The following is a 12,214-nucleotide window of genomic DNA, read 5'->3' as shown; positions in this document are numbered from 1 at the left end:
TCCTACCGGCGCGGGGTGGAGCAGCTCGGTAGCTCGCTGGGCTCATAACCCAGAGGTCGCATGGTTCAAATCCTGCCCCCGCTACCAACTCTGGCCCCTTCGACGCCCAGGCGTCGAAGGGGCCAGAAGTATTTGGGGCTGTTCCCTACGCTGCGGTTCGCTGAAGGGCATCCCCGGGGCGGGCGGAGTCGCCGCTACTGCAGGAAGTCCGAGGAGACGGCATCCTTGATGCCCGACGTCGTGATGCCGCTTGAGGTGCCGCGCAGGCGCAGATTGTCCAGGAAGAGGTCGGCGCGGCCGTCGCGGTCGGAGTCGCGCAGTCGCAGACGCTCGCCGAAGCTCGCGTTGGTCTCCAGTCCCCCCGGCACACCCGAGCTGGAGCGGTCGAAGTACTGCGACTTGGAGCCGGTGAGCCCGGAGGCGCTGCCGCGCAGGATGTGGACGGCACCCGCGTCGGCGTGCCCACCGATGTTCTCTCCCGGGCTGGCCACGGCGAGGTCCAGGTAGCCGTCCTTGTTGACGTCGCCCACGGAGATCCGGGCGCCGAAACGGTCACCGGCCTCGGCGGCTCCGGCGACACCGGGGGTGTTCTGGTCGATCCGGACGAAGCTGCCGGGACCGGTGGAGCCACCGCGCCAGACGAGGACGCCGCCCTTGCCCGTGGCGTTGGGGTGCCCCAGGGCGATGTCGCCGTACCCGTCCTTGTTGAAGTCCGCGATCTGGGTGTCGACGTCCCAGCTGGTGTCCTCACCGCTGCCCAGCTTGAGCGTCTTGCCCCGGGTGAGCGTGCTGCCGCCACGGACGAACCAGGCGCCGGTGACCGTGTGCTGGCTGCCGTCCACGCCGCCGACCACCACGAGATCCGCGGCGCGGTCCTTGGTGACCTTTCCGGCGGCCAGGTGCTCGGCGAACATGCGGTCGTTGGTCAGCTTGGTGACCTTGCCGCTGAAGCCCGTCTTCGTGAACGAGCCCACATAGACGTACGCGGTGTGGTTGTTGAGCGTGGCCAGGTCGGGTTTGCCGTCGCCGTTGAAGTCCCCGACGGCGAGGTCGAGGCCGAACTGCCCGTATCTCTGGGGTGCCTTGTTCGCGACCGTGGTGCCGCCGGACAGACCGGCCGCCGACCCCCAGATGATCATGAGGCCGCCCTGCTCGGGGCGTCCGCCGACGTCCTCACCGTAGGAGGCCACGGCCAGGTCGGCATACCCGTCCCGGTTGAAGTCGGCGCCGGCCATCGCGTTGCCGAAGCCGTCGTCCCACTCGTTGGCCCCAGGGATACCCGCGCTGTTCTGGGTGATGTTCTGCTTGCGTCCGTTTGGGCCGGTAGCCGTGCCGTAGATGATGCCGACCGTTCCGGAGCCGTCATTTCCCGCATCGGTGACGCTGGAGCCGTACGCGTAGTCCCGGTACCCGTCCCCGTTGAAGTCGTCCGCGTACTTGGCGGCGGCGGCCGCGGCCGGGAAGGCGAAGGGCAGCGGCGTGAGGGCGCCGGCGAGCATGGCCGTGGTCAGGGCAAGCGTCGTTCTGGTGCTCAAAGTTCGTGTACTCCTCGGTTGGTGAGGTGGTGCCCGCAGGGCAGATCATCGTGGGGGGCAAGGCTCTCTCGGCTTCCACCGGTGAGGTGTATCGCGGATGGGTGGCGGGAGTTGTCGGGGTTGTCCTCGGCGTCCATGCCGACGATGCACGCTGAGGAGGAGACCATCGATGACGCGCAAGGGTTGCATGCGAGCCGGTGGCTTTCCGGTCGACCGTACGGGCCGCGGCCGCGGAGGCCGGGCAGGGGCGGCTGGGTAGTGCTCCGGCTACGCACCATGGGGGCGGCGAGGGCGGCGGCTCCCACCACAACTGCGGCTGGTCGTTCTCCTGCCACCTGTCCCATGCAGGCCACAAGCTTCACAACGCCGTCAAGCAGCACCCTGTCATCGCCGCCGTCGTGGCGACCGCGGTTGTGGTGCCCTGTCTTCATGCGCCGGCGCCCGTGCGGTCACCCGATCAGGCCCCCTGTTCGACCCCCGACTCCGCTGATTCACCCGTAAGCGGCTTACCCAGATCGACACCTGGGCGTGGTCGGCCACCGGCAGCGCGTTCACTCCCGTCGACACCTGGACGCTGACGCAGCAATACCTGGACGGCGGCGACATCGGTGACACCAGCGACCAGACGCTGGCGCTGAAGAGCATCAAGCACACCGGTAAGAACGGCACGGACATCGCCCTACCCCCGGCGACCTTCACGTACCAGATGCGCGAGAACCGGGTCGACGCCACCGACAACATCCTGCCGCTGTCCCGTCCCCGCATCGAGAGCGTCACCTCCGAGACCGGTGCGATCACCCGCGTCACCCTCTCAGAACCGGAGTGCGTGCGCGGCTCCGTCATGCCGAGCGCCCCGGACGAGAACACCAGGTCCTGCTACCCGCAGTTCTGGCACATCAACGGGGCCGAGGACGCGTCGATCGACTGGTTCCACAAGTACCGCGTCCTCGCAGTCAATGTCGCCGACCCCACCGGCACGAACGACGCGGTCGAGAGCCAGTACTCGTATGCTGCCCCTGCCTGGCACTACGACGACAACCCCTTTACCCCCACCGACGAGCGCACCTGGTCCGTCTGGCGCGGCTACGGCACGGTGACCACCACCAAGGGCACCGGCACCACCCGGTCCAAGACCGTGTCGGTCTACCTCCAGGGCATGAACGGCGACCGCCTCCTGGACGCCGATGGCGACCTCGACGCCGACGCCCGCCGCTCGGCCACCGTCAAGGGCGTCGACGTCCCCGGGCTGGACGTTGCCGACCAGATCGACAGCGACCCTTACACCGGTTTCCTGCGCGAGCAGATCACCTACGACGGTTCGACGCCCGTCTCCGTGACGGTCAACGACCCGTGGTCGAAGCGCACGGCCACCCAGCACAAGTCGTACGCCGACACCGAGGCGTACTACGTCCGCGGCGCCAAGACCACCACCCACACCTATCTGACCGCCTCTTCGACCTGGCGCACCCGTGCCGTCTCTACCGGCTACGACGACTACGGCATGGCCACCACCGTCGACGACCAGGGCGACACCGCCAAGTCCGGCGACGAGACCTGCACCCGCACCTGGTACGCGCGCAACGACACCATCGGCATCAACTCCCTGGTCTCCCTCAGCCGTACGGTCGGCCGGCCCTGCTCGGTCGCGGAGACGGCGCTGTCACTGCCGACCTCCTCCGCCACCGCCGGCGACGTCCTCTCCGACACGGCAACCGTCTACGACAACACCTCGGCGACCGCCTGGAGCGCGAGCCAGACGCCCACCCTGGGACTCGCCACCTGGACCGGCCGGGCCTCCGCGTACCCGGCCTCGGCGACCGGCAGCGAACGCAACCCCACGGCCTGGCAGACGGTGAACAGAACGACGTACGACACGGCGACCGCGAAACTCGGCCGCCCGCTGACCGTCACCGACGCCGCGGGCGCCTCCATCACGACCGCCTACACACCGGCCGACGCCGGCCCGCTGACCCGCGTGGTCGTGACCAACGCCAAGACCTACAAGAGCTACACCTACCTGGACCCGGCGCGAGGTACCCCGACCAAGGTCTACGACGTCAACACCAAGCTGACCGAGACCGCGTACGACGCGCTGGGCCGGGTCACCGCCGTCTGGCTGCCCAACCGCTCTCACTCCTCTTCCCAGGCCGCCAGCTACACCTACGCCTACTCCCTCACTGCCGACGCCCCCTCCTGGTCGTCCGTGTCGACCCTGAAGGCCGACGGCGACACCTACAACACCACCTACGCCGTCTACGACTCGCTACTGCGCACCCTGCAGACCCAGTCCCCGACCCCGCTCGGCGGCCGGCTGCTGACTGACACCCGCTACGACAGCCGCGGTATGGCCTACGAGACGTACGCCGACATCTTCGACCAGGACAAGACCCCGAACAGCACCTACACCCGTGCCGAGTACGGCGAGGCATCCCAGCAGACCGCCACTGCCTACGACGGAGCGGAACGGCCCACCAACAGCACCCTGTACATCTACGGAGTCAAACGCTGGGCCACGACGACGAGTTACACCGGCGACTCCACCGCCACCACAGCCCTGGCCGGCGGCTCCGCGACCCGCGTGATCACCGACGCCCTGGGCCGTACCATCGAGCGGCGCGACTATTCCGGCACCTCCCCGGCCGACGCCGCCTACGGGGCCGGCACCGGCGCCGCCTACACCTCCACCGCCCTCACCTACACACCGGACGGCAAGAGGCTCACGGTCAAAGGGCCGGACGGCTCCGCCTGGTCGTTTGGCTACGACCTCTACGGCCGTACGACCTCGGCGACCGACCCGGACACCGGGACGACCACCAACGGGTACACCGACCTGGACCAGGTCTCCTGGACCAAGGACGCCGCCGGACGGGTGGTCGTCTCCGCCTACGACCCGCTCGGCCGGATCTCCGGCACCTGGAGCGCCCCGTCCTCGGCCGACCTCACCTCCACCACCGAGGAACAGGTTCCCGCCAACCAGCTCACCGCCTACACCTACGACACCGCCGCCAAGGGACAGCTCGACACCTCCGTCCGCTACGTCGGCGGGAGTGGCAGCTCAGGCACGGCCTACACCCAGAAGGTCACCAGTTACGACGCGATGTACCACGCGGTGGGCAGCCAACTGGTCCTGCCCGCCAGCGACCCACTGGTGACCTCCGGCGCGGTTCCGTCCGCCACTCTGGACTTCTCCTCGTACTACAACATCGACGGCACCCAGCACTACGCCAAGGAGCCCGCCGCCGGCGGACTTGCCGCCGAGCAGGTCGAAACGGACTACAACGGCCTCGGACTGCCCACCGCTCTGTCCGGCGCGAGCGGATACGTCCTGGGCACCACTTACTCGGCGCTCGGAGAGACCGAAGGGCTGATCCTCGGCACGTCCACCGCCACCGGTACCAAGAAGGTGTCCGTCGCCAACAAATTCGAAGAGGGCACTGGACGCCTCACCCAGTCCGTGGTCGCCGACCAGACCCGCGAGCTCCAGGAGCTCAACTACACCTACGACGACGCCGGCAATGTCACCTCGATCTCCGACCCCACCACCCTGAGCGGGACGTCGGCGGCGGACAACCAGTGCTTCGCCTACGACGGCCACCAGCGGCTCACTGAGGCCTGGACCCCGAAGACCGCCGACTGCTCTGTGTCAGGCCGCACCACGACGGGCCTCGGCGGCGCGAGCCCCTACTGGACCTCGTACACGTACCAGGACTCCGGTCTGCGGGCCACCGACACCACCCACACCACGACCGGCGACACCAAGAAGACGTACTGCTACGACAGCACCAAGACCCACCGGCTGACGGCCGTCACCACTGCGGCCTCCTGCACCGGGGTCACCCCGGTCTACGGATACGACGTGACCGGCAACACCATCACTCGCCCGGACAGCACCGCGACCCAGTCCCTGACCTGGAATCAGGAGGGCGGCCTCGGCACGCTCGTCGAGGGCACCAGCACCACCGGGTACGTTTACGGCGCCGACGGAAACCTTCTGATCAGGCGCAACACCTCCGGGGAGAGCGTCCTCTACCTCGGCAGCACCGAGGTCCACCTCGACACCAGCTCCGGCACGGCGAAGATCTGGGCTCAGCGCCATTACGCGGTCGCGGGCTCGACCGCCGCGGTGCGCACCAACAAATCCGGCACCAACACCCTGCTGTACCAGGCCGGAGACCAGCACGGCACCTCCACGCTGGCCATCACCGCCACCGACCAGGCCGTCACCAAGCGCTACTTCACGCCCTTCGGCCAGTCCCGCGCAGGTGGTACCGGCACCTGGAAGGACGACAAGGGCTTCCTCGGCAAGACGGCCGACACGGGCACCGGGCTCACCCACCTGGGCGCCCGCGAGTACGACCCGTCGACCGGCCGCTTCATCAGCGTCGATCCCCTCCTCAACCTCGACGAGGCCCAGTCCCTCAATGGCTACACCTACGCCAACAACAACCCCGCCACCCTCTCCGACCCCGCCGGGCTCGACCCGTGCGGCGGTCTCAAGTGCGGGCACGCGGGAGACAACTGCAGTGATCCAGGCATCTATTGCTACGCCTCGAAGAACGACGGCACGGCCGACGTCAGCGGAGTAGTCCCCTCATCGGGCGGCGACGAGACCCTCTTCGACGTGCGCGGCACCACTACGTCGAGCGGCGTCCCCGTGCCCGGCCCGGTTCCGTACTACGACCCCACCTGGGCCCTCGACCCGACCGTGCGGCAGTGGGCGGCCGCCGCGAACAACAGCAACCTGGTGGGCAACTTCCTGTTCGGCCTGGGCATGCCGCTCACAACGATCATCGACCTCACGAGCGCCCTGTACACGCCCGCCTGCGTGGTGGAGGGCCAGTGCCTCACCGACCGGTACAAGGCATGGGGCGAGCAGCACGGCCTGAGTCCCGGCTCCAATGCGGCTGGCCTCGGGGCGGCGATCGGCAGCGTCGCAACGGGCGGTGGCAAGGGGAAGTCGCCGGTGGCTGCTTCCGAGGAGGGCGGTCCGGTATCTCCCGCGTTCGAGGGCGATCCCTACCATGCGGATAAGGTGCAGAAGCGGATCGATGCCGGACGGCAGGCCTGGGCGAAGATTCCGAAGGAAGTTCACAACACGGTGAACGGCATTGAAAGCGGTCGGGTCACCCAGCGGATCAACAGCGACGGGCCCGATTGGTTCAACGCAAACGGGAATACCAACAGCCCTTGGTACCATGCGACCATCTTCACTGGTGTGGGCTCTGCCACGTCCCGGACCCGCGTGCTCGTGCGAAGCGATGGGGCCGTCGGGTACGTGCTCGGCCATAACTACAACAACGTGATCGAGTACGGCTACGCCAACCTTCTCGGCCAGTACGTGCCGTAACCGTAGAGATCCCGAGATGGATGAAATGGAACTGAAGGAATCTCTTGCCGCAGCGGGTCTCCTGGTGCTGGAGGAATGTGGCGACCTGGGCGGGCTCGTTCCCCCCCTTGTCACTGGTCAGGCACCAAGCTGTCCTCCTGAGGACGGCCGGACTGAGTCCCTGGTGGACATCGAGGACCCGCTGCTGCTCGAGAAGGCGAACGCAGACTGGTACCGGCTGTCGGTCGAAGCAGGCCTTTTCACTGAGGCCGATCGCCGGTTCCTGGTCGCGCTTACCCCTAATGAGGACGGTCCTTCGCAGTGGATCTGCGTGGAATTGCAGGACTCGTGGGACATTATGGGGAGAGGTGCTTCCGGCCCGCTTGGAAGCGGGTGCTGTCGCCCCGAATTTCGCATGCTATCGCTTGATGGGTCAGTTCTTTCCTGCGGTACCACCTGGGAGTCCGCGATCAGTACGTTCGTACTGAAAGAACTGAGAAATTCACAAGTCCTTCGCAAGTTTGCCGAATGGGTGGCAACAGGTGAAATCGGGCACCCGGCGGAGAGTGCTGCGGCCCGTCGCTGGCTCGACGGCCCTTAGCCTCAAGGGTTGGTTTTGGTTTTCGTGCAGGAATGACGCTCGAGATTTGGGTGTACAAGACCACCAAGACGATTGAAAAGGTTTACCCGATAGGTTGGGGATGAAACTAGAAATTCAGATCGAGACTGAGTCTCTCGAGCGTGCCGCATCGGGGGCTATCTGGGGGAATATGTGGCTGGCGGTTGACGGAGTCGCCTTCCCGGAGCCTTACTGGAACGATATCGTGGTGGCCTATTGTGCTGCACTTTCCCGTGCTGCTCATCACTGCATCAGATACGAGGAGGAGGGGTTTGTCTGCTTCTATGACGGCCCCTTCTCGGTGACCCTCTCACCCGTCGTTGGTAGGGTGAAAATTCAGGCTCTCGGGGAGGGGGCTGAGGTCGAGTGTGAATTGCCGCGTGCTGCGCTTTGTGAGCGAATGATTTCCGCGATGAAACCTCTCCTGGCGGAGTGCGAGCTGCGCGGGTGGAGTCAAGACCTCGATGTTCGGCGATTGAGGAGAGCTGTGGAACTGTTGTCAGACCTGTCTTTGAGTGATTGAACCTTTCCCAGTAATGGATCACGGCGTTGTGTGATCGTTCAGATCATGCGGTCGTGATCGATCTGGAGCAGGACGAGGGCTGCGGCAGCGATTTTCGTGATGCGACTGGGGTCGAGGCTGACTCTGCGCAAGGCCTTGAAGGTGGTCTTGAGCAGGGAGTTGGCGCGTTCGCAGACGCCATGGATGCCGCGAATGACCTTGTTGTAGGTCTGCTGGGCCTCGGTCAGTTCGCTTCCGGCGGGCTTCTTGACGGGGTGGCGGAAGCCGTCGCCGGCGTTCTCGTAGCCGAGGTCGACCAGAGTCGGCATGTCCAGCTCGGTGGCGATCCGGTTGAGGGCGTCGATCAGGCCGTGGTGGCGGGCGCAAGTGGTGTCGTGCTCCCTGCCCGGACGGACCGGCGAGACCCAGATCGGCCAGCCGTCCGGGGCGGAGATGACCTGCACGTTCCCGCCATGGTGCTTGTGTTTTCCGGACCACCAGAGGTCGGCGCCGCCCGGGCCGGGGGCGGCGACGCGGTCGGTGCGGATGACGGTGCCGTCCAGGTTGAGGTGGGTGTATCCGGCGGCCACGGCGCGTTCCAGCGTGGCAGAGGATGGCTGAGCATGGGTTTTTGGGGTTCCTACGTTGTGTGTCGCAGTGGGACACCGCTGGACGAGCTTCAGGCCGTCGTCGAGCGGCATGACGGAATCGACGAGCATGAGTACCCGCCCGGCGGTTGGCAGGTCGGCCGGTATCCGGGCCCGGAGCCCGCGGGCGAGGGCCCGGTCCTGCTCGCCGAACTGGCCAAGGAGGCAGGGGTGCCGGCGCTGACCGGCTTCGTACTGGACAGCGACACCGTCTTCGTCGAGAGCTTCTCCGCCCGAGCCGGTCACTGGCGGTCCTGTCTGGTGCGGGAGGCCGCGGAGGCCTATTGCGAGGACGAGGACTTCGACGCCGAGTTCCCGCGCCCGGAGGCGGCAGCCCGCTTCGCTGTCGCCTGGGCGAGGGAGGCGGGCCTCACCCCCGACCCGCCCGGCCTCCTTGAGGTCTTCGCCGTGGAGGACACCGACTTCGCGGAGGAGCTGTTCTTCCGGCTTCTGGGCAGGCTGGGCGTCTGGACAGGGTCGTGGACCGGAAACGGAGCGGAAGCCCCGCGCTACCGCGCAAGGTATTGGCCCCCTTCGTCGATCGCCGACTCGGCAGCAAACCGATCTGTAGCGTCCGTGACGAGGCTGTGGGCCTGAGGGTCCCTCAAAGGACCGCGGCATGACGGCCGCTGGGTGCCTCGGCCACGTTCGGGGGTGTGCGACGGGCGGCATCAAACCCTGCCGGTCATTCCAGTTCGCACCAGACCGTCTTGTTGTCGGCGCCCTGCACCACGCCCCACCGCCGGGTGAGTGCGTCCAGTAGGGCGAGGCCGCGTCCGGACTCGTCGGTCGGGGTGGCGTGCAGGAGTACGGGGAGGGCGCGAGGGTCGGGGTCGGTGACCTCGACCCGGGTGTGACCGCTGTCCGTGCTGGTGACGCGGACGGTCACCGGTGTGCCCTCGCCCACGTGGTCGATGACGTTGGTCACCAACTCGCTGACGCAGAGCTGGACTTCGATGCTCGGGTCGCCGAGGTGGTCGTGGATCCGGCGGCGTAGTACGGGGACGGCCGCGGGGAGGGCGAACAGGCTGAGTTCGAGAGCCTCGGGGTGGCGCGGGGGCGGTGGGGCCGGTGGGCTGGGTGGGCTTGGTTGGATCCGTGGGTTCACTGGGGCGCCAGCTCGCGAAGGGTGGTGGCCAGCTTGCGGGCGGTGGCCGTGTTGCAGTTCCCCAGGGCGATGAGTCCCGCCGGAGGGGCGTACGTGCCGGCGAACGACGGGAGGTCCACGCGGAGGGAGGGCAGCGTGATGCCGTGCAGGGCGAGTGCGGTGCGGAGTTCCTCTACGCAGTGGGTCATGTCGTCGGCGGTGGGGTGGTTGCCGGAGTACTCGTCGGGGTGGTCGGGCATGAGCTGTTCGCCTTTCTGTTCTGTGCTCTCTGTGACGAATCGCTCACACTCTGGCGTGACTTGACCTACGGTGATAGAGGTTTCGCGTTCCCGTTGTGAACCGCGGAAGCGGGCGGGGGAGTCGCGGAAACCGTGGAAGTGGAAGTGGAAAGAGAACCTGACGGCCGCAGACCCCCCATGGCGGTGAACGATGGCTCAGCGCAAGGACATCGACGGCTCCTCCAGCGTCCCTACCTTCTACGGTAAGGAGTTGAGGTGGCAGAGAGAGGCCGCCGGGCTCACGCTGGAGCAGATGGTCGAGGGGAGCTTCTTCGGCAAGTCCTACCTCAGCGACATCGAGCACGGGAAGCGGCGCATGCCGCTTGACCTTGCCCGACATGTGGACAAGGCGCTGAAGACGGACGGGTTCTTCGAGCGGTGTTGTGAGGATGTGCGGAAGGCGCATCGGGCAGGCCATGCTTGGTATTTCGAGCAGGTGCTGGAGGCGGAGAAGTTCGCGGAGAGCATTGAGGAGTGGTGCCCCAGCGTCATCCCCGGGTTGCTCCAGATTGCCCCGTACGCGCGTGCCCTCGTTCGGGCGGCCCATCCCATGGCCTCCGACGAGGAGGTCGAGGAGAAGGTCAGCGCCCGGATGGCGCGGGCGCGGTTGTTCAAGAACGACCATCACACCCCCGAGTACTGGGCGATCCTGCACGAGTCCCTGCTGCGGGAGCCACTCCTCCCACCGTTGGAGATGGCCGAACAGCTCCACCGGATCGTGGAGTTGGCCGAGTGCTACCGGATCGTTCCGCAGATTGTTCCGCGGACCTGCGGGCCGTACCCCCTCATGGCCGGCACCGTGAAGGTCATGACCTTCCCTGACGCACCGCCGCTGGTCTACATGGAGTCGTCGTACAGCGGTGACACCATCGACGAACCGGCTCTCGTGAAGCAGTACCGCAAGGCATACGATCGGCTCAGGGCCGTCGCGCTGTCACCGGGCGCGTCCCTGGCCATGATCAAGGCAGCGGCAGAGGATTACCGAAATGGCGAGCAACCGGGTCGACTTGAGTGACGCCCTGTGGCGTAAGAGCAGCTACAGCAACGGTGACGGCGGGGAGTGCGTAGAGGTGGCGAGCGATTTCCCCGGCGCCGCCCTCTGGCGCAAGTCCAGCTACAGCAATGGTGACGGCGGGGACTGCCTGGAAGTCGCCGACGGTCTCCCGGGCCTCGTCCCCGTCCGTGACTCCAAGGTCCCCGAGGGCCCGGCCCTCATTCTCCCAGCGTACGCCTGGGCCCCCTTCGTCGCGGCTCTCAAGGGCGACGAACCGACCGCCTGAGAAGCCGCTTCAGACGTAGGTCACCTGCATGATGTAGAGGCGTTCGTGGCGGGGGACGATGAGATGGTTGAAGAACCCGCCGGGGACGTGGGCGAACCCGCCTTTCGGGCCTTCTCCCTGGTAGCCGGATCCGTCGAGGTAGAACGCGGCTGCGGCACGGACCAACTCGTCCGCCTTCTTCTCCACCTCGGCCACGAATGCCGGCGGGGCGCCGCCGATCACGTGCTGTTCGTCCGGGTCGTACTCCCACTCCCAGGTCACGCGGACACCGCCCGCACGGCTTCGTCCTCGACGGCAGCCAGTTCGTTCATGCCGCGCCGAAACGCGGGATCGTCCTTGGCGGTGGTGCCGTGCACGTCGGCGAGGGCGGCGTGGTGTCGGGCGGACAGGTCGGGGCGGCGCTCGATCTCCACCTGCGCGTGCCAGTGGGTGAGCCACGCCTGGAGGTGGCCGATGTTGCCGTCCTGGATCGCGGTGGCCAGCGCTTGTTCCTTGTGTCGTTCCATGTCACCGAGTCGGTGGGGGGCGACACGAGCGAGGGCGGTGCGGACGGCTTCGGGGGTCCGTTCGGGCCGGGGGATGAGGTCTTGCCCCCCGTGGTCGGGCTGCGTGGTCACGTGCGTTCCTCCGCTTGGTCTCCGGATGTCCACGGTACTGGCAGCGGCGGTACGGAAGACGCCTGCCTGCTTCGAGGGAGTGAAGACCGTCACCGCGGCTGTGTCGGCGCCTCCGTTTTCAGGGCCGAGCTGAAAAGGTCGGCGACGGACCGCTTCACCGCGTAGTTGGCGCCGCCACTGGTTTCCCACCACCCACGCTGTACTCCTGGGCCGGGGGCGCCGAGGCCTTCGCCCGTCTCACCGAGGTCTTCTACCTCTGATCTTGGCCAGTGCTCCGCCGTTTACGGCGGGGGTGAAGGCCA

11 protein-coding genes, 1 tRNA gene and 1 pseudogene are annotated in these 12,214 nt (G+C 67.1%); 7 read left to right on the top strand and 6 right to left on the bottom strand.

Going from position 1 to position 12,214, the window contains the following annotated elements; translation table 11 throughout:
* Positions 1–9 precede the first annotated feature (9 nt).
* Positions 10–87 (top strand) — tRNA-Met (locus RV986_RS19610).
* A gap of 107 nt (positions 88–194) precedes the next feature.
* Here RV986_RS19610 and RV986_RS19605 read toward each other — a convergent pair.
* A complete protein-coding gene (locus RV986_RS19605) occupies positions 195–1,535 on the bottom strand; it encodes an FG-GAP and VCBS repeat-containing protein (protein WP_475918659.1) in 1,341 nt (446 codons plus the stop codon).
* Positions 1,536–2,241: 706 nt separating this feature from the next.
* Here RV986_RS19605 and RV986_RS19600 point away from each other — a divergent pair.
* The 3 genes from RV986_RS19600 to RV986_RS19590 all read left to right on the top strand — a co-directional run bounded on the left by RV986_RS19600 (position 2,242) and on the right by RV986_RS19590 (position 8,003).
* Positions 2,242–6,882, top strand: a complete 4,641-nt coding sequence (locus RV986_RS19600; protein WP_475918658.1) for an RHS repeat domain-containing protein — start codon at positions 2,242–2,244, stop codon at positions 6,880–6,882.
* Positions 6,883–6,898: 16 nt separating this feature from the next.
* The gene (locus RV986_RS19595) at positions 6,899–7,462 is read left to right on the top strand and encodes a hypothetical protein (protein WP_475918657.1); all 564 of its coding nucleotides are present in this window, start codon (positions 6,899–6,901) and stop codon (positions 7,460–7,462) included.
* Between the two features lie 100 nt (positions 7,463–7,562).
* On the top strand, positions 7,563–8,003 hold the full coding sequence (locus RV986_RS19590) for a hypothetical protein (protein WP_475918656.1): 441 nt from the start codon (positions 7,563–7,565) through the stop codon (positions 8,001–8,003).
* A 38-nt stretch (positions 8,004–8,041) separates the two neighbouring features.
* Here RV986_RS19590 and RV986_RS19585 read toward each other — a convergent pair.
* Positions 8,042–8,593 (bottom strand): annotated as a pseudogene (locus RV986_RS19585) (HARBI1 family protein); the annotation flags it as partial.
* 12 nt (positions 8,594–8,605) lie between these two features.
* Here RV986_RS19585 and RV986_RS19580 point away from each other — a divergent pair.
* A complete protein-coding gene (locus tag RV986_RS19580) occupies positions 8,606–9,226 on the top strand; it encodes a hypothetical protein (protein WP_475924736.1) in 621 nt (206 codons plus the stop codon).
* An 88-nt stretch (positions 9,227–9,314) separates the two neighbouring features.
* On the opposite strand, the gene RV986_RS19575 is transcribed toward RV986_RS19580, so the two are convergent.
* A complete protein-coding gene (locus tag RV986_RS19575; RefSeq protein ID WP_475924336.1) occupies positions 9,315–9,725 on the bottom strand; it encodes an ATP-binding protein in 411 nt (136 codons plus the stop codon).
* A gap of 8 nt (positions 9,726–9,733) precedes the next feature.
* On the bottom strand, positions 9,734–9,976 hold the full coding sequence (locus tag RV986_RS19570; RefSeq protein WP_475918655.1) for a hypothetical protein: 243 nt from the start codon (positions 9,974–9,976) through the stop codon (positions 9,734–9,736).
* Between the two features lie 190 nt (positions 9,977–10,166).
* Between RV986_RS19570 and RV986_RS19565 the strand changes: the two genes are divergently transcribed.
* Positions 10,167–11,030 (top strand): helix-turn-helix domain-containing protein, encoded by an 864-nt coding sequence (locus tag RV986_RS19565; RefSeq protein ID WP_475918654.1) that lies wholly within the window; start codon positions 10,167–10,169, stop codon positions 11,028–11,030.
* Positions 11,002–11,295: a DUF397 domain-containing protein gene (locus RV986_RS19560; RefSeq protein WP_475918653.1), complete on the top strand. Its 294-nt coding sequence runs from the start codon at positions 11,002–11,004 to the stop codon at positions 11,293–11,295. The genes RV986_RS19565 and RV986_RS19560 overlap by 29 nt, the downstream gene beginning before the upstream one ends.
* 9 nt (positions 11,296–11,304) lie before the next feature.
* On the opposite strand, the gene RV986_RS19555 is transcribed toward RV986_RS19560, so the two are convergent.
* Together RV986_RS19555 and RV986_RS19550 are read right to left on the bottom strand one after the other, a co-directional pair.
* Complete coding sequence (locus RV986_RS19555; protein WP_475918652.1) at positions 11,305–11,556, bottom strand: hypothetical protein; 252 nt, start codon at positions 11,554–11,556, stop codon at positions 11,305–11,307.
* The gene (locus RV986_RS19550) at positions 11,553–11,912 is read right to left on the bottom strand and encodes a hypothetical protein (RefSeq protein ID WP_475918651.1); all 360 of its coding nucleotides are present in this window, start codon (positions 11,910–11,912) and stop codon (positions 11,553–11,555) included. Before RV986_RS19550 ends, RV986_RS19555 begins: the two co-directional genes overlap by 4 nt.
* Between the last annotated feature and the right edge of the window lie 302 nt (positions 11,913–12,214).

Source organism: Streptomyces sp. RLA012 (genome assembly GCF_056270325.1).
Note: the sequence above shows the minus strand (reverse complement) of the source record. Positions and strands in the feature narration are given on the sequence as shown.